We start from the raw sequence: 22372 nt of genomic DNA on the forward strand, positions 1-22372 counted from the left end.
AACCACTCCCGTTTGAACCGCTGCTTGTGTGCTGGCAGCTTGCCGTTTTGATTGCCGCGCAACCGACGCATCAGGAGGTGAAGTCCCGATCTGCTCGTGACGGTAGTCAGAGCACCTGTCATTAAGGGAGCGTCGCGCCAGACAAAGATGGCATTTGGCTATTGTTGTTACCTAGCAGGTATCAGCCTTGCGTCATCTCGGCCTGCAATGCTCTGATTTGTACCAATCAGGCAGGAGTCGGAACGCGGTTTTTATACAGATAAGCGGAGGCAGCACGTTGCGCGAGGTCATTGAGGAATTCACAAGCGGGGGTAAGCGGCACGTTTGCCCGCCGAACCGCACAGATACGCGGTGCCTTTGACACTTCGCTAACCGGAATGCGTTCCATCAGGCCCGTAGCGCGGATCAGTTCCATCCATTGCTGCGGAACCGGGGCGAGCAGATCCGAGGTGGCTACGATTACCGCCAGGTTCATTGCCGAAGAAGCCTGCATGGCGATGCGCGGGGGCGGCAGGCCTGCTGCGACAAAAACACTGTTAACTTCGCTGTCGCTGTCGATGGCCATGGGGGTCGTGACCCAGGTTGCGCCGACCAGCTCGGCAAGCGTGGTCGCATGGCGGAGCGGATGGTCTTTGCGTCCGATTATCATCCGCTCGTTTTCGAACAAAAGTTCGATTACCAGCGCTGGATCGACGAAGCCGTTGGCAACCGGGCCATAATAGAGATCCACCAGACCGTCCCTGATCTGACCCTCCAGCATCGGCAAGGAACCCTCGAGCAGCTTGATGCGGATATTGGGATACTTGACATGAAAGCGGTTCACGATGGTGGGCACCATCGCGATCAGTGTAGCGCTGGAGCAGCCCACGGTAATGATACCCCGGTCTTCCCCCTTGAGGTGCTCCATCTCTTCCAAAGTTCGAACAAATTCAGCCTGGATAGCTTTGGCCCGCCTCGCGAAAACCTCACCGGCATGTGTGAGCGTCATTCCGAATTTGTTGCGTTCGAACAGCGTCAGGCCCAGTTCCCGCTCAAGCTCCTTGATGCTTCTCGACACTGCTGGTTGCGCCAGCCCCAAATGTTTTGCCCCCGCGCGGAGGCTGCCCCGTTCGACGACGGCAACCACATTGCGCAGATGGTGGAGCTTCATGGCAATCCTCTGAAAGTGGCAATGGTCGATTTTCGACCTATACCCAGTTGGTAACAACCTTAGGCAAATGGCATCTGATTGCAACGTTGCAACTGGGTTAGATTTGCGGGCGATAATGAGCGGATTCGGCAGCGCAACTCGCGGCGCATCGATAATTTGCCACGCCACAGAGGATTATCAAAGATGCAACAAGCTGCCGTACAGGATACCGCCAGTCCAGACGCGACAGCGGACGCTGCGTTTGACCGAATGGCCATTCACGAGTTACTGCAAAATTGGGTGCTATGGCGCGATGCCGGCGATTGGGAGCGGTTCGCAACAGTCTGGCATGACGATGGCCGGATGCACGCAACCTGGTTCCAGGCGACTGCCGCAGAGTTCATTGCCGGCTGCCGCAAGGGTTTCGAGGCCGGAATTATTTCGCTACATTCACTGGGCGGAACTAGCGTCGAGGTGCAAGGTTCGCGAGCAGTTGCGCAATCAAAAATGCAGATCGTTCAACGCGGCGAAGTCGATGGTGTCGAGGTCGATGTTACCTGTCTCGGACGATTTGTGGATGCGCTCGAAAAGCGCAACGGTCGATGGGGAATGGTGTTCCGGCAGCCGGTCTATGAACTCGATCATATGGCTGCGGTCGACCCCGCCAAAATCCCGAAGCTAGATCAGGCCCTTCTGAATTCGTTTCCGGTGGGCTACCGCAACCTGGCCTATTTGCAGACCAAGGTCGGTTTCGCAGTCTACAACAACCTGCCAGGCACCAGAGGCCCAGAAATCGAGGATCTAACCAGCCGGATGAAGCAGTGGCTTCACGGTGCCAGCGCAGAATGCTTCGACACATGAAGGTCGGCGGTCACCATTTCGCGACAGAGCCAGCTTACGAGCGGGGTGCCCGCTCATGGCTCTGAAGCAGCTTGCCAGCGACCTGCATATGCTCCCGGGGTTGGTCAACGTTTATATCCTGGAGACCGCCGAAGGCTTGGTAGTCCTGGACACCGGCTTTCCTGGCCGCGCATCCAAAATCCTCGATGCCGTGGGTTCTTTGGGAAAAACTCCAGCCGATGTGAAGCACATCGTGCTGACGCATTGCCATCCCGACCATATCGGCAGTGCTGCAGCGCTGAAGCGCGAAACTCGCGCTACAGTCTGGGCGCATCCGCTGGATGCACCAATGATGGAGGCTGGGACCACGATGCGCGATGGCATGTGTCCATCGCCCGGCTTGCGCAACCGGATCCTGGCAAAGTTGCTGGCCGGTAAGGTCGCGACAGTCGAACCCGTCCAGGTGGACCGTTTGGTCGAAGACGGTGACCGCCCGGATTTCGCACCCGGCATGACCGCAATCCATATTCCGGGGCACTGCAACGGACAGCTGGCCTTCCACTGGGACCGGCACGGGGGGGTGCTGTTTCCAGCGGACGCCTTCGCCAATCGCCGCGGGCTCAAGCTTCCTGTGGCGACGGAAGACCCGCAACTGGCACTCGCCAGCATCGCCAAACTGGGTAAGTTCGATTTCGACAAGATCTGCGTCATGCACGGTTCGCCTGTCATGCAGGGCGGAGCGGAGCTGCTCCGCCAGACCGTGTTCGACACATTCAAGAAGAAGGGTTAGCGATGGCTTGTATCTCAACAGCACTGATTGTCGGCGGCAGCATCGCCGGAATGAACGCGGCCATCGCGCTGGCGCAGGCGGGCGTGCAGGTCGATGTTGTCGAACTTGCTCACGAGCCTATGGGTGCGTCGCTGGCGTTCTCGGGCCGAGCAGCGATGGCGCTGGTCGAACTCGGCATTTACGATGAAGTTCACGCAACCGGAAGACCTGCATTGGCAGGCAATACCGCTGCTTCGATCCGCAATGCCACTACCGGAGAGATCATCAATCCAGGACCGGGGCGTCCGACCTGGCCCGGTGCGGTAGACGCGGTGGGTGTCTATCGCCCGGTGTTTCTGGAGGTCACCCAGAAGGAAGCTGAGCGTCTCGGGGTGCGCGTCCGAAAGGGCGTCACGTACGCATCGTTCGAAGACACAGCTGAGGGCGTGAACGTCACCTTCACCGATGGGGAAGCTGGCCGCTATGACTTGATGATCGCCGCCGACGGGATCAATTCCAAAACGCGCGAACTGATTTTTCCCGACGCGCCCAAACCGCAATATTCCGGCCAACTCAGTATCCGCTGGATGGCACCGGGGCCCCAAGTTCAGGATGAGGGCTGGTATATGTCACCAGCCGGTCGGCTGGGGTTTTATTATCTGCCGCAAGGTCTCGTGTACATTCCGGCCGTCGTTAACATCCCGGAAGCGCGCTGGATTTCCGACGAGGAGGTGCGCACTTTATTCACCGCGCTGCTCGATTCGATGCCGGCACCAGCCATTCGGGAATTGCGCAGCCGCCTGACCGAAAGTTCGGAACTGATCGGCAAACCGTTCCATTGGATCATGTTGTCGGAACCCTGGCACAAGGGCCGGACGCTGCTGATCGGCGATGCCGCGCATGCGACCAGCGCCCATATGGGTATGGGCGGCGGAATGGCGCTGGAAGACGCTGTCGTCCTGGGGCAGTCGATCGCAAATTCGGCAACGCTGCCCGAGGCGCTCGACGCATTCATGAAGCGCCGGTTCGAGCGTTGCAAACTCGTCGTCGAGACCAGCAACAGGTTGGGCCAGCTTGAACAGGAAGGCGCACCGCCTTCGGAAAACATGGGATTGCTCACCAAGGCGTTCGCGACGTTAGGCGAGCCCTACTAATGGAGGCAATCGAAACCGATGTCCTGATTATCGGTGCCGGTCCGGTGGGACTGGCAGCAGCAATCGAGCTGGGCACGCGCGGCGTGCGCGTCCTGCTGGTTGAACGCAGTGCAAGGGTTGGAGTAGCGCCCCGGGCCAAGACCACAAATGTGCGCACGCGTACGCATTTGCGGCGCTGGGGTATTGCCGACAAGCTCGCGCAAGAATCTCCGTTCGGTATCGATTATCCCAACAACATGGTTTTCGTAACCCGCCTGTCAGGTCCCGAGCTCGCCCGGTTCCCCGATGCGTTCAATGCCGAACCGACGCGTTCGCCGCTTTATCCAGAGCACGCCCAGTGGGTCCCGCAGTACACGCTGGAAAAGGTGATGCTCGAAAAAGCACGGTCGCTGCCGGGCGTAAGCATTTTGTTCGAAACCAGCTTTGTCACTGCTACCCAGGACGAGCAGCGCGTCACCGCCACTCTCAAGGCAGCGGACGGCCAGGTCCGTCTTGTCACCGCGCGATACCTGATCGGTGCCGATGGCGCCCGCAGCGCTGTACGCGAACTTATCGGTGCAAAGTTGGAGGGCCGGTCGGGTCTTTCCTACCATTACAATATTATTTTTCGTGCACCGGGATTGGCTGCGGCGCACGGGCACGGCCCGGCGGTGATCTACTGGCAGATCGGCAAGGATGGCTTTAGTGCCATCAGCCCGATGGACCGGGACGATATCTGGGCATTCGCGCCGGGTGGGGCCAAGCCGGGAGAAACATTGTCCGACGAAGCTGCGGCAGCGCTGATACGCGATCGCACCGGCATCGACCTGTCTTACGAGATCCTGAGCGCGGACTCCTGGTCTGCAAACGAATTGCTTGCCGATCACTATGCCGATCGCCGGATCATCCTGGCCGGCGACGCGTGCCATCTTCATCCACCTGCCGGCGGGTATGGGATGAATATGGGTGTAGGCGACGGCGTCGATCTCGGATGGAAAATTGCAGCGACCCTGCAAGGCTGGGGCGGACCAGAACTTGTCGCGAGTTTCGAAGCCGAGCGACGGCCGGTACATCGCGCGGTACTCGACGAAGCGATGACCAATTACGCGATCTACGTCGCGCCCGTGCCGCCCGAGATTGAGGACGACTCACCGGAAGGAGCAGCGATCCGGGCCAGCGTCGGCACGGGGATTTCGGTGTCGAAGGGCCGCGAATTCAACACGCTCGGGACGGTGCTCGGCCTTGGCTATCACGGGTCCCCGATTGTTGCCTCGGAAGACACTCCCCTGCCGCTGCACGACAGCCAAATCTACATTCCCAACGCTCGTCCAGGTTATCTCGCGCCCCATGCCTGGCTGCAGGATGGTCGTTCGCTCTACGACCTGTTCGGCCTGGGCTTCTCTCTGGTCGTCGCCGAAGGTGCTGATCGGGCGGAGGTCGATCTGGCCATTGAGGATGCGCGTGATCGCGGGTTGCCGCTCACTATTGTCGAGCCGGACGATGACGCCATCGCGCAGCTCTATGGCGCCGCTCTCACCTTGGTTCGCCCGGATCAGCACGTCGCCTGGCGCGGCGACCGCTGGACCGGCGTTCTGGCCCGTGTAACGGGCTCAGCAACCTAATTCGCTGCTGAACAGCGCCCAACAAATGAAACGGATGGAGCATGATCATGGCCGATACACACATCCCGCAGAACGCGCTCGCCAAGGCGGTGGACCTGGAGTCGGTTCGCTTTTCCGCCCCCGACCTGCAGCAGATGCAGTCTTTTCTCGAAGACTTTGGAATGACTGCAATCGCGGATTCCGGCGACGGAGTCCTGCGGATGCGCGGCATTGGCAATGCGCCCTTCGTTCATGAAACGATTGAAGGCGAGCCAGGCTTTGTCAGCTTGGCACTCGCGGTGCGCGATCTGGCCGATCTGCAGGCTCTCGCCGAAGCTGAAGGAATCGCGGTCGAAGCGGAACCTGGCCCTGGCGGCGGACAGCGCGTCAGGATGACCGACCCGGATGGGTTTCAGGTGGAGGCGATCGCAGGCCGAACGCGGGTCCCACCCCTTCACGGAACGCCCAATTATCTTTGGAACATCGCTGGCCGCCGCGAACGGACCGGAGAACCCAAGCGGGTGGCCTCGGCCCCCGCACATGTCGGCCGTCTGGGACACGTCGTGCTTGGCGTCTCAAACATGGAGCGAACCTGGGAATGGTGGCGGAGCCGCTTTGGCCTGCTGATCTCCGATGAAGTACGCGCACCCAACAACGATTTGGCTGCCCTGTTCATTCGCTGTGACCGGGGCGACGAACCGGTCGATCACCATACGCTGAACTTCGCCTCGATTCCGGGCGTGCCGCCAAAGTTTCATCATGTCGCCTTCGAAGTTGCCGACCTCGATGACTTGATGGCGGGCGGGGCCCATCTTGCGGCAAAAGGCTACCAGCATGAGTGGGGCGTCGGACGGCATATCCTCGGCAGTCAGGTGTTCGATTACTGGCGCGATCCGTGGGGTCACCGGATTGAGCACTGGACCGACGGTGACCTGTTCGATGCGCACACGCCGCCCAACGTAACCGATCTTCCGACGATGCTGGGTCATCAATGGGGCCCTGCGGCCCCGGTGGATTTTGCCGCCTAAAAACCGTCATCCCTCGGACGAACTGATTTCCAAACGGGTAAAACGAGATGCAATCCAAATCCAATTCTGGCCAAAGCCAGGCTTCCTATCGGGATCTAACCGAAAACGAGATCGCCGACTTTGCCCGCGACGGGGTCATTTGCTTGCGGGGACTTTATTCATCGGAGTGGGTAGAACGCCTCGCGAAAGAACTCGACACCATTCGCGAACGGGGCGTTCTGGGGACCGGTATCAAGGTTGACGGCTCCTACTACGAATGGCTGCAGAACGACGTCATCCGTGATTTCGTGCTGTTCGGTCCAACCGCAAAACCGGTAGCTCAGGCGCTATCGACCCAGCGCCTCAATTTCTTCTACGACCAGGTCTTCATCAAGGAGAAGCTGGGTGGAAAAGGGACGCCGTGGCACCACGATCATACCTTCTGGCCACTGGAGGGCTCGCAGATTGCCTCGGTCTGGACGGCGATGGAACCAGTCACGGCGAGCGGCTCAGCCCTGGAGTTCGTCGCCGGATCGCATCTGTGGGGGAAGAAGTTCGAAGCAGTTGGCGTTGGCGGCTCGGTGCCCAGCAATGACAAGGTCGAGGCGCTTCCGGATATCGATGCCAATCGGGATCAGTACCGGATCCTCAGCTGGGAACTTGAGCCGGGCGACGCACTGCTATTCAACGCCATGATCCTGCACGGCTCGCGGCCCAATAGCGCCGCGCTGACTCGCCGTGCGATCACCACCCGCTGGACCGGCGACGACGTGCGCTACAAGCCGATCGAAGGAGTGGTGCGCGAACTCTGGCCCCATGACCTGAAAGGTGGCGATGCCATCTCGGGAAGCCTTTACCCGCAGATCCTTCCATGCCTGCTCGACGCCGAAGTGGGTCAGCGGCTGAACGGTCCGATTGCGCCGGATGCGGTGCGACTTGAAGCGTTCGTGACGTCGCTCAAAGGCCGGATCGCTGCCGCAATGTGACAGGGCGTGGACGACAAGAAGTCCTCCTACGTGGACCGCCCGGATCAAGGTCACCCTACCTCAGGAATCTCTCGAGAAGAGCCTCGCTGCATTGCCGTATTGCAAAGCGGCAAGGAAATCAGGCTCCTCCGCAAGAAATGTGTCCAGTCCCTGTCGCAGGCGGGCAACGACCGGCTGCGGCGTGTGCGGCCAGTCGCTGCCAAAGAACAAGCGTGCTGGATCGGCGAAGCTGCGCAAAGCGGGCAATAGTCGCGGCACAGGCACCCCCGCCACATCGAAGTAAAGACGGCTGAAAGTGGCCATGATGGCTTCTTGGGAAATGTTGCTGATAGGCATGAGTTCGGCGCAAAAGATGATGCGATCGAGGAGTGCCGGGATGGCTGCGCCAGCGTGCGGAACAATCAGCTTGATGTTGGGATAACGATCGAGCGTACCGCTCAACACCAGGTTGGTCACGGCGCGGGTCGTATCGAACATGAAGTCCAGCACCGGGCGCGGCATCGGCCGTTCGCGTTCGCCGCAGCATGGGCAGGCGGGCGAGGTCGGGTGGAGGAAAACGACCACTTCGCGCCGGTCGAGTTCGGCAAACACCGGTTCGAACGCGCTATCCCCAGGATAGATACCGCCAGCGTTGCTCTGAAGGTAAATGCCCTCGGCGCCCAATTCGTCCAGGGCAAAGGTGATTTCGGCAAGCGCACCGTCGACATCGGGCAGCGGTATGGACGCGAACAAACCCAGGCGATCGGGCCAGCGCTGTTTCAATGCCGCGCCTTCAAGGTTCACTTTGCGGGCAAGCACCCGCGCGGCTGCGTCGTCGCCAAAATGGATGCCTGGCGAACTGATCGACAGCATGCCCTTGGCGATGCCCAATTCGTCCATCATCGTGAGCATGCCGCGCTCGGTCCAGGGCGGAATACCCTTCATGCCGTCGGGCGTGGCCCAGCCAGCGCCGACCGCCGCGTCGCGGTATACATCGGGGACGAAATGCAGGTGGACATCGAACAACTTGCCGAGATTCACGACCTCATCCTCCCGACGGCAGTAGCGCCGCACATTCGGTTTCGGCGATCCCGAAGCCGATGCCGACTTCGACGATGGCCCGATGGAAGCTGGTGTGTGGCCGTGCGCCGGTGATGTCTTGCATCGCCTGCGCCGCGGCGATCCACGTCATCACCTCCATCGCACCGAAGCCGCCGCCATCAATGACGTACTCGGGTGTCCAGGCATCGACGGTCGTCAGATCGCCATGCTCGAGCAACGCAAGGAACTCCTGATCCCACTCCGCGCTGATCTTGAGAGCCTCGGCGGGTATCTCGCCGCGCGCAAGCATGCCTGCCGCCATCTGGTGCATCTCGATTTCGAACGCGATCCACTCAGCTTGCGGCACGTCTCGCTGCTTGTTTCCCAGCAGGTGATAAGGACGCCACTTTTTGGGCACGTCGTCGATGGCCGGAAACAGTTGCTCGGGGTTGTGTGACAGCCCTCCGGTTCCGAGGATGAGCACACGTTCGAAATCCAGCGTGGCGATGAATCGCCCGACGGCAGCGCCCAGCGCTCGCCCGCGCTTGAACGGCACAAACGGGGGCTGGAGGCAGGACACGAAAATGGGCAGCACGGGGTAGCGCGCGACGCCCCCGGCAATCTCGAGCAAGGCTTGCGAAAAGCCGTGATCCACCTCCATTGCGTAGGAGACCGCGACATCGATGTTGTCATTTCGCAGCGCATTGACGCAGTCGACCGCAATGTTGCGCGGCACGTTGAGTGGTCCAGCTGTACCACCGACGTCGGCCAGAGCGGTCGCCTCCACGCCAACGCAAAAGGCGGGCATCGATGCCATCTGATGACCGCCGTAATGGTCGCAGCCGAACAGCACGATCAATTGGGGATCAAACTCCTCAACTCGCGCCCGGGTGTCAGCGAGGGCGGCACGCATTTCATCGATGTCGGACGTTTCCCGCGCCGGAAAATAGATCAGCGGCGAGTGCGACACGCAAATCAGCTTCAATTCCATCGTCACAGATCCTCCACCACGCGGACGGGGTTGATCAGAGTCCCCAGCCCCTCGATTTCAATCCGCATGTCGGAGGGATCACGCAGGATATTGGCTTCGCGCAGAGTGTAGCGTCGCGGGTCGATGGCGGTGCCGAAATGTACGATGTCACCCGGTTCAAGAGTTGCGTAGCGCGTCAGATGCGCCAGAACCTCGGCCACTGAGAAACTCAGGTTAGCGGTCGAGTCCTCGGCGATCTGACGATCACCAAGCCACGCGTGAATCGACAGGTTGTCAGGATCGGGGACTGCATCGGCGGTCGTGATCCAGGGGCCCAAGGGTCCAAATCCGTCAGTGCATTTCGAGCGGAAATGGTACGTCAGATACACATCCCAATCATGCTCGTCGCGAGCGCGACGCCATTCGGCAGGGCTCTGGCCTGGGTTCGCCTTAGCGAATTCCAGGTGCAGGCTATCCTTATCCTTGAGGCCAACGGAAGTAATGTCATTCATGATGGTATAACCGAACACCACGTCGCGTGCAGTAGCAACATCAAGATGGCTCGCGCGACGTCCAATGACACAGGCGAGCTCGGCTTCAGGGTGCGTCAGACCGTAGTCCTCGCGCATGATGACAGCCTCGCCATGACCAATCAGCGACGAGGGAGATTTCATGAAGAAGGCGGGCTTGTCGAAGTAGCGGAAGGATGGGCCGGCAAAAGCACTGTTGTTCATGGCCACGCCGATGATCTTGCCGGGCCGGGCAACCGGCGGCAGCCACTTTGCGGGCGTGACTGCGGCGAGTTCGCCGCTGGCTATCTGCTCTAATGTCTTGCGCTCCAGCCCGGTAAGCTGCTCTGCGCCCCAGGTGACTAGACCGTCCACATCTCCGGCCGATCCGGGTAGTGGATAGGCCTTGCCATCATCGCCCACGAACGCGGTCGAGACTGCCCCGCCGTGGCTGATCCGTGCTAGTCTCATGGTGTGTTCTCTCCGATTTGTCGGTTCGGGGATACGTTTTTCGGAAGAGTCCGACGAGACCAACTTCCAATCGTTTTGCTAGACGAAACGATCCCGGCTATGCCTTCAGTCATGAAGCATTCGGCGACCCGCGCGCTCGCGCTGCTGAAAACGATGAACCTGCGTGCAGTCAGCAGTGTTCGCGATCTTGCGGCGGATACCGGCATCTCGAAGCCATCGGTTGTGCGCCTCCTCGCAATCCTGATTGAGGATGGTTACGTGCAACGCTCGAACAAGATCGGCAGCTACATGCTGACCGAGAACGTGCTCCATCTTGCGGCCGGGTTTCGCCAGGATTCCGTGGTCGAGCGCGCAGCGCGCACGCCCATGGATGCACTGACCGCTCAAGTGGGGTGGCCGACCGCGCTCGGGATGTTCGAACAAGGGGCGATGGTGGTTCGCTACAGCACAATCCCGACCAGCCCGCTCGCATGGTACCGAACGACGATCCACCAGCGACTTCCCCTCCTCGGCTCAGCGATGGGAGTGGCGTTCCTCGCCTATTCGCCGCAGCATGTGCGCGACGAACTGCTTGCGTCGGCATCGTTGGAAACCTCCAGCCCCATCGACAGCATCGACGAGAGGTTCGAGCGAGTGCGCGCACAAGGTTACGCTATCCGTGCTGGGACCGCCGAGCATCCTACCTTTTCCCTTTCGATTCCCGTCCATGCCGACGGCCGGCTGGTGGCAGCGCTCAGCATTACGATTTTCGGTCGCGCCATGACAATTGACGACGCCGTGACGCGCTATCTCGGGCCGCTCCGAGACACCGCCTCTGCTATCGGCAAGCGTGCCACGGCGCCGGATCAATCAATATTTTGAGCCGATGAACTTTCTCTGCCACCTGACCAAACTCGACAAGGCCATGTGGTAAATCTGGACGTTCGCTCCGCCTTACAATGCGGACAAATGCGGAGATCCAGTTGTGGGACTCACATGGAATTACAAAAGTTGGACCTTTATCCTATTTGTATCGGGTATGGCGTGAGTTCAGGGACGATATACCGGCGGATATATTGAGTAAAGATCGCCCGGTTCATCGGCTCATCAACGACGAACGGCGCAATGACCCCTTCGCCGGAAAGCCCGGTGAAGGGGTCGTGATGTTCCAATGCCCGGCAGGCGTATAGCCTCGCACCCGCTTGCTACGCGGACCCCGCCCATAACGGCGGACCATGTTGGCGGTAACGCCGGTCTCATCGAGGGAGATCAACCTCTTGGCGCTGAGCATGGGATGCATTCGCTCGCCACGCCTCGCGTCGTGCCACCACATGAGACCGCAGTTGGTCGCATGCGTAGATGCTTTTCTTGAAGCTGATCCCATTGCTGGTGGAAGAACCGGCTCAACATGCCCGTATCCGCCTCCACCCCATGCTCGGCCAGAAGGCGCACGCAAGCTGCACGGCCCGTTCAATATTGGCCAGTGTTGCTGGGAGGATGGTTTCTTCTCGGGATCGCTTACTCCATGAGCATTACCCCGTCAGGTCGCCTTCTCCGGCGTTCGGCAGGGCCGAGCGACCGCCCCGCAATCTTTGCCGCGCAATTTGCCCTGAACCACGCATGCTGGCTCATCGCCTATCCCCTGGCTGGACAGTTGGGGGCAAGTGGAGCAAGCAGGCCGCATTCGGCATGCTCGGCGGCCTAGCCACCAAAGGGCTGTTGGCAGCCTAGTTTGGTTGGCCTGCGCATTATCCGCAGATATCGAACACCACCATGATGAACTGACGGACGACCATACCTACCGGCTTGGTGAAATGAATGAGGCGGGCCGCCATGTCATGATTTTGTGATCAATGATCTGCGTGCGACTCGGCCGGGACGCCGAAGTTGCGCGCGGGCAAAAGCTCGTGCGGCTGGGCTGTGACCCCTGAATTTTGGACCGCCGTTGTTTAGCGCGCGGCCACCGAGTTCACCCAAGCATCAATTTCAGCTTCAACCCATACCGTGCACTTGCCGCCAAGCGACCGCGATTTCGGAAATCGTCCTTCGCTCATGCGTTGATAGATTGCGGACCGCTTCAGTCCGACACGGGCCATTACTTCGGGCAGGCGGATTAACCGCGGTGCTGGAGGAACCGCGATGGCATCAGTGCGTGCAAGCGAAGCTGACGAGCCAGTATTCAATCGGGTGGGAGCCATGAGAAATTCCTTGGACAAAGCAACCGTCGGGTTCCCCTCCGATTATTACTTTCCCCCTCACCTGCCGATGGATAGCGACAAATCGCGATCGGCAAATTCATCGATATGCTTGGACAGCATGCGCGCAACCAGGCGCGACGTGCCGATCGCCCAACGCGGTCTCAAATCACCAATCCTGTCGCCGAGCGCTTCGTGCAATTCGCCCGGCAGCGCGGAGAAGAACTCCTCGAGGAAGGCACCCATTTCATGGTGCATCCACTGCGCGGCAAGTGCTTCATGACCAGCGAGCACGAGCGCCAGAGTGGCGCGCACAGGAGCCCCGCAAGCCTCCAGTATCCGGGCTGCCTCATCCAGTGTGATCGGGCGTTCGCCGCGGATGACACGCAGGAGCGTGTCCTTGTGCATACCGGCCTCGCGGGCAATCTGGTGTCGCGGCTTACCCGCTCCATCAACCGCACAACACAGCGTGCGTGCAAGGCGCTCATTGGCCGCATCGGGCGAGGAAGGCAGGTTGGGCATCGTCGCGTCACTCCATCACGATCGCATGATTCGCAGGCATATCGCAGCCTCCTACCTGTAGGAAACCAAAAAGAACAATAATAGAACATCTAGGTTCTAGGCCATTTGAAATGAGACATGGCCACGCCGTGATTCGCCGTCGCACTCCGCCGATTCCAGCGTCGATATATCTGCTTTAATGCGTCTATACCGCCATTTTCAGTCACCTCCCCACATTCCTTTTGTCCATATGCATCCGCAATTCGGCCCCATCACACATTCACACTTTCCTACGATAATTTCCTAGATGCATGAAGAACACACAGCGAACGCAAGACGCTGTGCCCAACCCTCCAACCGGAGCTTTCTTCATGCCTGCACTTGCCCTTCCCCGGCGCCTCGGCGCCCCTCGCTTCACCCACGCAGCCAGCCTCGTTCTCCCGGTCGCGCTGGCCGCGCTCGCAGCAAGCGCTGCCTATGCCGGCGCGGACACCACCTTCGCCCCGGCGCTGACCAAGTTCACCGACTTTCTCGAAGGTTCGGGCGGCAAGATCATTACCGTGCTGAGCCTCGCGGGCGGCCTCATCGGCCTCGCCTCGGGTCGGTTCACGCTGTCGCAGATCGCGGTCCCCGTTGGCGTCGGTATCGGCGTGGGCACGGGCGTGCCGATCGTCACTTCGGTCGTCACCGCCGTCATCTGACGGCGGCGGACAGGAGGGCGCGCGTCATCATGAACGATCGGTACATCATTCCGCGCCGGCTCGACGATCCGGAGCTCATCGGCTTCTGGACCCTCGACGAGTTCGCCGGGATGATCATCCCCTTCACTTGGGGAATCCTCGCACAGCATATCTTTGTCGGCATCGCCCTCTCGTTTGGCGCCTGGTTCGCACTGCGAAAGGCGAAAGCAGGACGCGCTAGCTCCTGGGTTTTGCATGCCGCCTACTGGTATCTGCCTGCGGGGTTCACCGGCCTCAGGATGACGCCGCCCTCCCATTGCCGGCTGCTGGCCGGTTGAGGGGAGAGGCTCATGCTTGCCCAGTTTTCTCATGAACGCAGCCAGGCGCTGCTGCGCCAGCGCAACATGTTCGCGCTGACGAGTGCCGGCCTTACCCTCGCGCTTGTCATCACCGGCGGACTTGCCGCCACGCGTGACCGCGAGGTCGTACTGCTGCCAACGCTACGCGCGCCGCTGACGATATCGAGCGCCGGCGCCAGCGCCGATTACCTCGAGTTCGTCACCCGCGATGCCGCGCTGATGCTGCTCAACCGCAGCCCTGAAGGCCTCGACTACTGGATGGCGGCGATCCTCGACCTTGCCGATCCGGCAAGCCACGGCCGCCTGAAGGCCGACCTGGTGCGGATTGTCGAGGAACAGCGCGGTTCCGATGTGACCCAGGCCTTCGTCATCAAGTCGATGACGGTTGATCCCAAAGGGCTGACTTCCGAGGTCAAGGGCACGCTCAAGACCTTTGTCGGCGCCCAGGTCATTGCCAGCGACGACCGGCGCTTCCGCTTCACCTGGACCTACCGGGGCCTGCGTCTCGCGCTGGCCGGGTTTGCCCAGCTTCCCACCGACGACAAACCCAAGGAGAGCCAGTGATGGAACTCATGCCCCAGCTGCGGCGAACAGCCGCAGCCCTCCCCCTGCTCGCGGCCCTGTTTGCCAGTCCAGCCCAGGCCGACCAGTTCAAGCAGACCGCCGATGGCGGCACGATCGAATGCTCGGTCTCGGCGCGCGAACTGACCCGGTTTGCGCTGGTCGGCGACCAGTTCGCCAGCGTGTCGAAGCTCTCGACCGGTTATCCCTACAACGACTTTGCCGTCACCAACGAGCCGGTGCGCGGGGACATCTATGTCTCCGTCCCCGAGACTTACGCGGCGGCCAAGATCAGCTTCTTCGCCACGACGAAGAAGGGCTACGTCTACAAGCTCGCCTGCCCGGTCGAAGGGATCGAGGCCCAACAGGTCTTCATCACCAATCCGGCAATCGCCAGAAATGACGCGACCCGCTGGGAAACCGAAACCCCGCTCGGCGAAACCGCGGTGCGCCTGGTCCAGGCGATGGCCAACAACGCGGCTGTCGACGGCTACCAGATCCGCCAGTCGGCTGCACTCCCAGCGCGGGTTGGGGCCCTCGAGGTACAGCTGATCGCCGATTACCGCGGCGCGGCACTCACCGGCAAGATCATCCATCTCACCAATCGTGGCGCGACGCCGATGACCATCGCCGAGCAGGATCTCGCGCCGCGCGGCACGCTGGCCGTGGCGATCGCCAATCCCGCCCTCGAACCCGGCGCCAGCACGACTGCCTATGTCGTCGGCCCCAATGGGGAGCAGACCCATGACTGATACGACCCGTGAGGCGGCATCCCCCGTCCCCGGCGCGCAGCCGGACGAACACGAAGGCGGCAATCTCGTCCGCCTCAATGCCCGGACCGCAAAGCGCCAGCAGCTGCTTCTGGCCGGTGTCGGCGCTGTCCTGCTCGTCGGCGGCAGCTGGTTCATCTTCGGATCGGACGATCCCAAGCAGGACGGCAAGGCCGGCGGTGCCGAGACGATCGATACGGCTGGCCTCGTCAACCGCGACCTGTCCCAGCGCGAATTCGTGGCGGTCTATGGCAATCGCCTCGATGCCGTCTCCCGCGAGCAGAAGGCGCTCAAGGACGCCCAGCTTCCGCGCGAACAAGTCGAAGCCGAGCTCGCAGCGCTCAAGGCCGAGAACCAGGCCATGCGCACCGACGGGCAGGCCGCGATCGATGCCATCACTGCCGAGAACACCCGGTTGAAGGAACAAGCCACAGCCGGGCCAGCAGCCCCTCACCCAGCGGCTCCGTTGCCCGCCTATGGCCCGCAGGCCGGAAGTTACGATGCTCGCGGCCGTGCGCCGGTTCCGCCGGGGCTCGGCGGTCAGCCCGCCAGTTCGCCCGACAGCGCCGCGCCGGGCGAAGTGAAGCTGATGAGCTTTACCGGGGACAAGGGCAATGCTGCCGGTCTCAAGGTCGCGCGACCCGACGCCCCGCCACTGGTGGTCGAGGACTCGCCCGACTTCCTGCCCCCCAACTCTTATGCCTCGGCGCGTGTCATTGTCGGAGTCGATGCCTCGGCAGGGGTTGCGAGCCAGACCGACCCGCTGCCGGTGGTCCTGCGGATCACCGGTCCGGCACGCTCGGTCCTGCAGAACGGCAAGGTGCTCACCACCCGCATCCAGGGCTGCATCGTCAACGGAGCCGCGCGCGGCGATCTCTCATCGGAGAAGGTCTATGTAAAGCTGGCCCGCATGACCTGCGATCAGCCGGGCGGCCGCGTCGCGGTCTCCGAGGTCAAGGGCTTCATCAGCTTTGCCGGCAAGTCGGGGGTGCGCGGCCGCGTCGTCAGCCGAGAGGGCAATCTGGTCACCCAGGCGCTGCTCGCCGGTATCGTCGGCGGCTTCGGGCGGGGGTTCTCCGCCAATGCCAACAGCACGTTTTCAGGCGTCACCACCAATGCCGATGGCACCCGCTCGAAGCTCTCGCCCGGAGACATTCTCGGCGGCGGGCTCGGCCAGGGCGCGGCCGATGCCGCCGATACGGTCAGCAAATACCTGATCGAGCGGGCTGAACAGTACCAGCCCGTCGTCGAGATGCCGACCGGCATCGATGTCGAGATCGTCTTCCTGGACGGCGTCTATGTGAGGAATTCCCAATGATCGAAGAAATGCAAACGCGGCCCCGCCGCTGGACCAGGCTCGCGCTCGGCCTTGCCGCGCTGACCACGCTTTCGGCCGGAACCGGTTGGGGCGCGGCCCATCTCGCGAGCCCTGCCAATGCCGCCCCCGACCTTGCCAAGGTGCGCGCCGCACTGAAGCTCCGGCTGCCCAAGACGCCGATCGATGCGATCAACTGCTCAGGGCTTGGCGGCCTGTGCGAGGTCGCCTCGAAGTCGACGCTCTTTTACGTCGATGCCCGCGCCAAGTATCTTGTGATCGGTCGCATCTACGACATGGAGGCGCGCCAGGATCTCACGGCAGCGCGGCTTCTCGCGCTCAACCCCGACCTGCTCGCGGCGGGCGCCGCGCGCAGCCAAGCGGGCAGCGACGAGGCCCCGCCGCAGCGCGCCGCAGCACCCAAAACGGTCTCGCTCGACGGACTTCCCGCCAATGGCGCGATCCACTGGGGACCGGCGAACGGCCCCAGGGTCGTGGTCTTCTCCGACTTCCACTGCAGCTACTGCAAGAAGCTGAAGGAGGAGCTGAGGGCGATCGGCGCGCGGGTGGAGGAACGCCCGATTTCGATCTTCGGCGCACAAAGCCGCAAGGACTCCGAGCGGGTGCTGTGTTCACCGCGTCCCGAAGCGGCGCTGAATGCCGCCTATTCGGGCCTCGCCCTCGCTAATCCGGGGCCCTGCGACACCAGCGGGCTCGATGCGAACGAGGCCTTCGCCAAGGCACACGGCTTCGGCGGGACACCCGTCATCGTTCGCCCGTCCGATGGCGCGGTGATCGAGGGCTACCGCCCGGCCTCTGCGCTTCGCGCCTTCCTGACGGCCGCGCCGTCCAACCCGAAAGGCTGATCGCCATGAATTCCCACGTCCGTCTCGTCCCGCTCGCCGCGCTTGTCCTCGTCTCGAGCGGCTGCGTGGGCCTCGGCACCAACATCGAAGGCGACTTCACCTGCCGCGCGCCCAAGGGCGATTGCGCACCCTCCCATGTGATCGACCAGCGCGCGACCGCCGAACTCGGGCACTTGCCGTCCAACGGCTTTGAGACGGCACGGGTGCGCGCCGGGATCGCGAGCGGCGATGTGGCCCGCACGGCCGAGCGCACGATCCGCATCGTGTTTCCCGCGCATGTCGATGAAGCCGGCACGCTCCACGACGAAGCCGTGGCCTGGGCGGTTGTCGAAAACCCGCAATGGGCCGGTGCGCTCCGGCGCAAGGAGGGCGCGGAAGCACCCGAGCTGATGCGTCAGCTACGCAAGCAACTGAAGGCCGCACAGAATGCCACTGCCGATGCCGAGCCTATCAGCCCCGCTCCTCTTACCCCGGATAGCGCTACTGACGCCAATGCGCCGCTGATGTCCGGCGACACTTCTCCCTTCCCGCTTGCCTCCCCGCTGGCCCTCCCCTCCACGGCGGCCGAGGCAATCGCCGGTGCTCAGGCACCGGCGGTCGAGGGGTTCGACATGCCCTCTCCCCCGCATGATCGGACCCCTCGGCCACACTCTTCCCTACCCGGATTGCAGTTCCCGAGCCTCGAAGCCCTCGCAGCCGCGAAGACGAAAAAGGCCAAGGCCCAGGAAAGCGCGCCGGACAACAGCGCAGCCGGTCCCGTCAGCAAGGCTGCGGACGCATCTCCTGAAGGGAAGAAGTGATGGCCGTCTCGATCGGAGCCCTGTGCGACCGGCTGCTGACCGGGCTGCTTGGCGACGCCGAACATGCCGAGGACGCGCGTCCGCGGCTGATGCTCGACATGCTGTCGGACTGGCTACCCTACCGGGTCTACGACCCGCAGAGCCGGCTCTATGTGAACGCACGATCGAAGGGCTTCGTCCTGGCGGTCACGCCGCTCATTGGCGCCGACGAGCGCACCGGCGAAATCCTGGGTCAGTTCTTTTCCGAAGGACTGCCGCCAGGAGCCTGCCTCCAGGTCCTGCACCTTGCGTCCCCGCGCATCAGCCGGATCATCGCTCCGTGGTTTGCGCCGCGCTATCTCCAGGGCGGCGTTTATGAGGCCATCGCCCGCCACCGGGCACGCCGCCTCTATGGCATGGTCTGGCACTCGGCCTCGGACGACGCACCGTTCCACGCACGTCACCACCAGGTGATCATTTCGGTAGGCGTGCCGGTAGCCAAGGCCGTCCCCAATGAGGAGCTGGTCCAGACCCGCGAAGGCCTCATCGCCATGCTGAAGTCGCTCAATCTCGGCGTCGCCGAAGTCGAGCCGCAGGGCCTGATCGCGCTGATCGACGATCTCACATCGCCGACCACCGCGCCGCAGGACGATGCTGTGCCGTACAACCCCAATGACCCGATTGCCGACCAGGCGATCCGGCGCGACATCGAACTCATCGTTCATGAGGACCGGATGCACCTCAAGACCGAGCGCTTCCGCGCGACCGGCGCGCTCAATGACGGCGTACCCGAAATCGGCACGGTCTATCCCGACACCTTCGACGTGCGGCATTTTGGCGCGCGAAATATGCCGCCGCGCTGGGCGCCGTGGGAATGCGCACGCCTGATCGGCGACCTGTTCACCGACAAGCTGCGTTTTCCGTGTCCCACCGCGACCATGCTGTGCCTTGTCTATCCCGACCAGGAAGCCGCCGCCGCCAAGGCCGGGTTCAAATTCATGCGCACGACCAGCCTGGCGGGAACGCGCAGCGCGCGCTTCCTGCCGCGTCTGGCTGAGCAGTCGGCCGAATGGCAGCACGTTCAGGCCGAACTCCAGGAAGGCCGCCGTCTGGTCAGGGTCTTCTATGGCCTCACGACCTTTTCCCCGGCCGGGCTTGGTGACCGCCACGAACGCGCGGTGAAGTCGATCTACAAGGCTGCGGGCTGGGATCTTGCCGACGAGCGCTATCTTCAGATTCAAGGCCTGCTCGCCGCCATGCCGCTGACGCTGGCCGATGGGCTCGCTGCCGACATGGAACGCCTCAAGCGCTTCCGCACGCTGCTCTCGACCACGGCGGCCAATATCGCGCCGATGCAGGGCGAATATCTCGGCAGCGAGCACCCGCACATGCTGTTCATCGGCCGGCGGGGGCAGCCCTTCTTCTGGTCGCCTTTCGAGAACGAGGCCGGCAATCACAATGTCGCGATCTGCGGCAAGTCGGGGTCGGGCAAGTCGGTGCTCCTGCAGGAGATGTGCGCAGCGCTGCGCGGAGCCGGCGCCAAGGTCGTCGTGATCGACGACGGGCGCAGTTTCGAGCACTCGGTCAAGCTCCAGGGTGGCCGGTTTGTCGAGTTCACGATGAAGGCGGGCTTCTGCCTCAATCCCTTCTCGATGATCGATGCCGCCCGCGCCGACGAGGACGACGATTACCGCCTCGACTGCTTCGGTATGGTCAAGGCGATCGTCGGGCAGATGGCGCGGCATTCCGCCGCGCTCACCGATACCGAGCGCGGGCTCATCGACCGGGCGGTGAACACGGTGTGGAGCGAGCTCGGCACCCAGGCGACCATCACCGCGATCGGCGAGGCGCTAGCCAGCTCCGGCCACGACACCGCGACCGACCTGGCGACCGCGCTTGGCCCGTTCATGACGGGCGGGACTTACGGCGCCTTCTTCGAGGGCCAGGCCAGCCTCGACCTGACCAGCGACTTCACCGTTTTCGAGATGTCGGATCTGGCGGCCCGCGAGGAACTGCGCTCGGTGGTGCTCTCGGCGATCATGTTCATGACCAGCCAGGCGATGACGCGGAGCCCACGCTCGGTGCGGAAGCTGCTGCTCATCGACGAAGCCTGGTCGATGCTGAAAGGCGGCTCGATGGGTGAGTTCGTCGAGACCTATGCCCGCACCTGCCGCAAATACGGCGGCGCGCTCGCCACCGCGACCCAGTCCTTGAACGACTACTACAAGTCCGATGGTGCGACGGCGGCACTCGAGAACAGCGACTGGATGCTGATCCTCCAGCAGAAGCCCGAGACGATCGCCGATTTCAAGGCCAGCAAACGCCTCGACATGGACGACCGTACCGAGACGTTGATCCGCAGCCTCAAACGCCAGGGCAACTCTTATTCCGAGGTCTTCATCAAGGGACCGGAGACCGAGACAATCGGCCGGCTCGTGCTCGACGACTATTCGGCCACGCTGTTCTCCAGCTCGCCCCAGACCTTCGCGGCGATCGATGCCGAGATCGCGCGCGGCCACCAGCTTGCCGATGCGATCGAGCGCATCGCCTTTCCCGACCACGACTGAATCCAGCCAACCAAAGGACCTTTCCATGCCCCTTCACCTTGTCTCGCCGTTCGACCGCGAAGTGGAAACGCCGCCCGGCGACAGTCCGCCCGGCCCCATCAGCACCCGGCACTGGCGGCAGCCGCTGCGCGATATCTGCTTCATCCTGATCAAGGCGGGGGCTTACCTTGGCTCGATCTATCTCGCAGTCCTCGGGCTGCCGCTGCTCTTTTTCCTGCTGCTGGCGGGCGGCGACCTTGGCCTGTTTTTCATGCACCTCGGCAATCTCGCCGCGCACTACCTCGCGGCTGATCGCGCTGCCCAGGCAGGCTTCATCAATGAACTGAAGCTTGGCCTGTTCAGCGTGGCCACGCTCATCGTGATCTGGCGCCTGCCGCGCTTCCTCGACGATGTCTCGGCCGCGCTTGCTCCCCGAAAGGAAGTCCTGTGAGGAACATTCTGGCAACATCAGCCGCATCACGCCGCTTCGCCGGTATTTCGCTCAGCGCGCTCGCGCTAACGGCAAGCCTGCTGGGATCGACGCTCTGGGGTGCCTGGGCAACCCACAAGATCGTCACGCTCGAGCGCCGCGAGGTGGTCACGGTCCAGCTCAGCCAGATCATGGGTGATTTTGTCGAGGCCGAGGCCCGCGCGGGCAGGCCGCCCGAAGCGATGAAGGCGCGCGTCGAGACCTATTTGAAGGCTGTCGAAGCCTCGGTCGCCAAGCTCGGAAAGCAAGGTCGCACCGTCCTGGTCGCCGAAGCCGTGGTCGCCGGGACCGTGCCGGATCTGACTGGCGAAGTGCGCGCCGACGTCGCGCGCCGGATGGGGGCGCTCGCCCATGCCAGCCGTTGACGCATCCTCGCCCCGCGCTGGCCGGCTTCGCGCGGGCTGGCCGCGGCTTGCCCTCTGGGCCGGTCTTGGCGGCGCGGCGCTTGCGCTCAGCGCGACAACGAACTTTGCCCAGACCCATGCGCTGATGATCAATGCCAGCCCGTCGCTGCCACACTGGGCGATCTGGCTTGACCGCGGCGCGGTGCCCGCACGCGGCGATCTGATCCTGTTCGATCCGCCGCCATCGGCGCTGCTGACCCGGCATTTCGGGAATGCCCCCCAGCCCTTCGGCAAGCGCGTCATGGGGATCGCCGGTGACGTGGTCACGGAAAAGGGCCGCACCTTCTTTGTGGGCGGCAAGGCGGTTGCTATCGCCAAGGTCGCCAGCCGGTTCGGGGAACCGCTGGCTTTGGGGCCGACCGGCATCATCCCCAAGGGCTGCTACTTTGTGGCCACCGATCACAAGGACGGGTTCGACAGCCGTTACGCCGCGATTGGCTGGATCTGCGCCAGATCCGTCCTCGGGGTCGGGAGGCCGGTGTTGTGAAGGCG

At 62.6% G+C, this 22372-nt stretch carries 24 protein-coding genes; 18 read left to right on the forward strand and 6 right to left on the reverse strand.

Annotated features, from left to right (window positions below):
* Positions 1 to 226 precede the first annotated feature (226 nt).
* On the reverse strand, positions 227 to 1150 hold the full coding sequence (locus RMO89_RS13565; RefSeq protein WP_310533731.1) for a LysR substrate-binding domain-containing protein: 924 nt from the start codon (positions 1148 to 1150) through the stop codon (positions 227 to 229).
* 183 nt (positions 1151 to 1333) lie between these two features.
* Here RMO89_RS13565 and RMO89_RS13570 point away from each other — a divergent pair, with 183 nt between their 5' ends.
* The 6 genes from RMO89_RS13570 (at position 1334) to RMO89_RS13595 (ending at position 7465) form a co-directional block, all read left to right on the forward strand.
* Positions 1334 to 1990: a nuclear transport factor 2 family protein gene (locus tag RMO89_RS13570; protein WP_310533732.1), complete on the forward strand. Its 657-nt coding sequence runs from the start codon at positions 1334 to 1336 to the stop codon at positions 1988 to 1990.
* Between the two features lie 55 nt (positions 1991 to 2045).
* Entirely contained in the window at positions 2046 to 2759 is a 714-nt protein-coding gene (locus RMO89_RS13575; RefSeq protein ID WP_310533733.1) for an MBL fold metallo-hydrolase, read from the forward strand.
* Between the two features lie 68 nt (positions 2760 to 2827).
* Entirely contained in the window at positions 2828 to 3892 is a 1065-nt protein-coding gene (locus RMO89_RS13580; protein ID WP_310533768.1) for an FAD-dependent monooxygenase, read from the forward strand.
* Positions 3892 to 5493 carry an FAD-dependent monooxygenase gene (locus RMO89_RS13585; protein ID WP_310533735.1) on the forward strand — a complete coding sequence of 534 codons (1602 nt, stop codon included), beginning with the start codon at positions 3892 to 3894 and terminating at the stop codon, positions 5491 to 5493. Before RMO89_RS13580 ends, RMO89_RS13585 begins: the two co-directional genes overlap by 1 nt.
* A 47-nt stretch (positions 5494 to 5540) precedes the next feature.
* Entirely contained in the window at positions 5541 to 6500 is a 960-nt protein-coding gene (locus RMO89_RS13590; RefSeq protein WP_310533737.1) for a VOC family protein, read from the forward strand.
* A gap of 47 nt (positions 6501 to 6547) precedes the next feature.
* Positions 6548 to 7465 (forward strand): phytanoyl-CoA dioxygenase family protein, encoded by a 918-nt coding sequence (locus RMO89_RS13595; protein ID WP_310533738.1) that lies wholly within the window; start codon positions 6548 to 6550, stop codon positions 7463 to 7465.
* A gap of 60 nt (positions 7466 to 7525) precedes the next feature.
* Here the strand turns inward: RMO89_RS13595 and RMO89_RS13600 are convergent, their stop codons facing one another.
* From RMO89_RS13600 to RMO89_RS13610, 3 genes are read right to left on the reverse strand one after another with little or no spacing between them, the layout of a single operon-like run.
* The gene (locus RMO89_RS13600; protein WP_310533739.1) at positions 7526 to 8485 is read right to left on the reverse strand and encodes an amidohydrolase family protein; all 960 of its coding nucleotides are present in this window, start codon (positions 8483 to 8485) and stop codon (positions 7526 to 7528) included.
* A 4-nt stretch (positions 8486 to 8489) separates the two neighbouring features.
* Entirely contained in the window at positions 8490 to 9476 is a 987-nt protein-coding gene (locus RMO89_RS13605; RefSeq protein ID WP_310533740.1) for a hypothetical protein, read from the reverse strand.
* Between the two features lie 2 nt (positions 9477 to 9478).
* Entirely contained in the window at positions 9479 to 10435 is a 957-nt protein-coding gene (locus tag RMO89_RS13610; protein ID WP_310533741.1) for a fumarylacetoacetate hydrolase family protein, read from the reverse strand.
* Positions 10436 to 10546: 111 nt separating this feature from the next.
* Between RMO89_RS13610 and RMO89_RS13615 the strand changes: the two genes are divergently transcribed.
* Complete coding sequence (locus RMO89_RS13615; RefSeq protein ID WP_310533742.1) at positions 10547 to 11296, forward strand: IclR family transcriptional regulator C-terminal domain-containing protein; 750 nt, start codon at positions 10547 to 10549, stop codon at positions 11294 to 11296.
* A gap of 1067 nt (positions 11297 to 12363) precedes the next feature.
* On the opposite strand, the gene RMO89_RS13625 is transcribed toward RMO89_RS13615, so the two are convergent.
* Positions 12364 to 12612: an AlpA family transcriptional regulator gene (locus RMO89_RS13625; protein ID WP_310533743.1), complete on the reverse strand. Its 249-nt coding sequence runs from the start codon at positions 12610 to 12612 to the stop codon at positions 12364 to 12366.
* Between the two features lie 57 nt (positions 12613 to 12669).
* Complete coding sequence (locus tag RMO89_RS13630) at positions 12670 to 13131, reverse strand: helix-turn-helix transcriptional regulator (RefSeq protein ID WP_310533744.1); 462 nt, start codon at positions 13129 to 13131, stop codon at positions 12670 to 12672.
* 350 nt (positions 13132 to 13481) lie between these two features.
* Between RMO89_RS13630 and RMO89_RS13635 the strand changes: the two genes are divergently transcribed.
* From RMO89_RS13635 to RMO89_RS13685, 11 genes are read left to right on the forward strand one after another with little or no spacing between them, the layout of a single operon-like run.
* Entirely contained in the window at positions 13482 to 13811 is a 330-nt protein-coding gene (locus tag RMO89_RS13635) for a hypothetical protein (protein WP_310533745.1), read from the forward strand.
* Between the two features lie 29 nt (positions 13812 to 13840).
* The gene (gene traL / locus RMO89_RS13640) at positions 13841 to 14128 is read left to right on the forward strand and encodes a type IV conjugative transfer system protein TraL (RefSeq protein WP_310533746.1); all 288 of its coding nucleotides are present in this window, start codon (positions 13841 to 13843) and stop codon (positions 14126 to 14128) included.
* A 12-nt stretch (positions 14129 to 14140) separates the two neighbouring features.
* A complete protein-coding gene (locus RMO89_RS13645) occupies positions 14141 to 14713 on the forward strand; it encodes a type IV conjugative transfer system protein TraE (protein ID WP_310533748.1) in 573 nt (190 codons plus the stop codon).
* 8 nt (positions 14714 to 14721) lie between these two features.
* Positions 14722 to 15462 carry a type-F conjugative transfer system secretin TraK gene (locus RMO89_RS13650; RefSeq protein WP_310533770.1) on the forward strand — a complete coding sequence of 247 codons (741 nt, stop codon included), beginning with the start codon at positions 14722 to 14724 and terminating at the stop codon, positions 15460 to 15462.
* On the forward strand, positions 15455 to 16798 hold the full coding sequence (locus tag RMO89_RS13655) for a TrbI/VirB10 family protein (RefSeq protein ID WP_409035556.1): 1344 nt from the start codon (positions 15455 to 15457) through the stop codon (positions 16796 to 16798). The genes RMO89_RS13650 and RMO89_RS13655 overlap by 8 nt, the downstream gene beginning before the upstream one ends.
* Positions 16795 to 17661: a DsbC family protein gene (locus RMO89_RS13660; RefSeq protein ID WP_310533751.1), complete on the forward strand. Its 867-nt coding sequence runs from the start codon at positions 16795 to 16797 to the stop codon at positions 17659 to 17661. The genes RMO89_RS13655 and RMO89_RS13660 overlap by 4 nt, the downstream gene beginning before the upstream one ends.
* A gap of 5 nt (positions 17662 to 17666) precedes the next feature.
* Entirely contained in the window at positions 17667 to 18461 is a 795-nt protein-coding gene (locus RMO89_RS13665) for a conjugal transfer protein TraV (RefSeq protein WP_310533752.1), read from the forward strand.
* On the forward strand, positions 18461 to 21007 hold the full coding sequence (gene traC, locus RMO89_RS13670) for a type IV secretion system protein TraC (protein ID WP_310533753.1): 2547 nt from the start codon (positions 18461 to 18463) through the stop codon (positions 21005 to 21007). The genes RMO89_RS13665 and traC overlap by 1 nt, the downstream gene beginning before the upstream one ends.
* Positions 21008 to 21032: 25 nt before the next feature.
* A complete protein-coding gene (locus RMO89_RS13675) occupies positions 21033 to 21437 on the forward strand; it encodes a hypothetical protein (protein WP_310533754.1) in 405 nt (134 codons plus the stop codon).
* Positions 21434 to 21841 carry a type-F conjugative transfer system protein TrbI gene (locus RMO89_RS13680; RefSeq protein WP_310533756.1) on the forward strand — a complete coding sequence of 136 codons (408 nt, stop codon included), beginning with the start codon at positions 21434 to 21436 and terminating at the stop codon, positions 21839 to 21841. The genes RMO89_RS13675 and RMO89_RS13680 overlap by 4 nt, the downstream gene beginning before the upstream one ends.
* Positions 21828 to 22367 carry a S26 family signal peptidase gene (locus RMO89_RS13685; protein ID WP_310533758.1) on the forward strand — a complete coding sequence of 180 codons (540 nt, stop codon included), beginning with the start codon at positions 21828 to 21830 and terminating at the stop codon, positions 22365 to 22367. Before RMO89_RS13680 ends, RMO89_RS13685 begins: the two co-directional genes overlap by 14 nt.
* Positions 22368 to 22372 lie beyond the last annotated feature (5 nt).

It is taken from the genome of Novosphingobium sp. (assembly GCF_031424035.1).
Lineage (GTDB): Bacteria > Pseudomonadota > Alphaproteobacteria > Sphingomonadales > Sphingomonadaceae > Novosphingobium.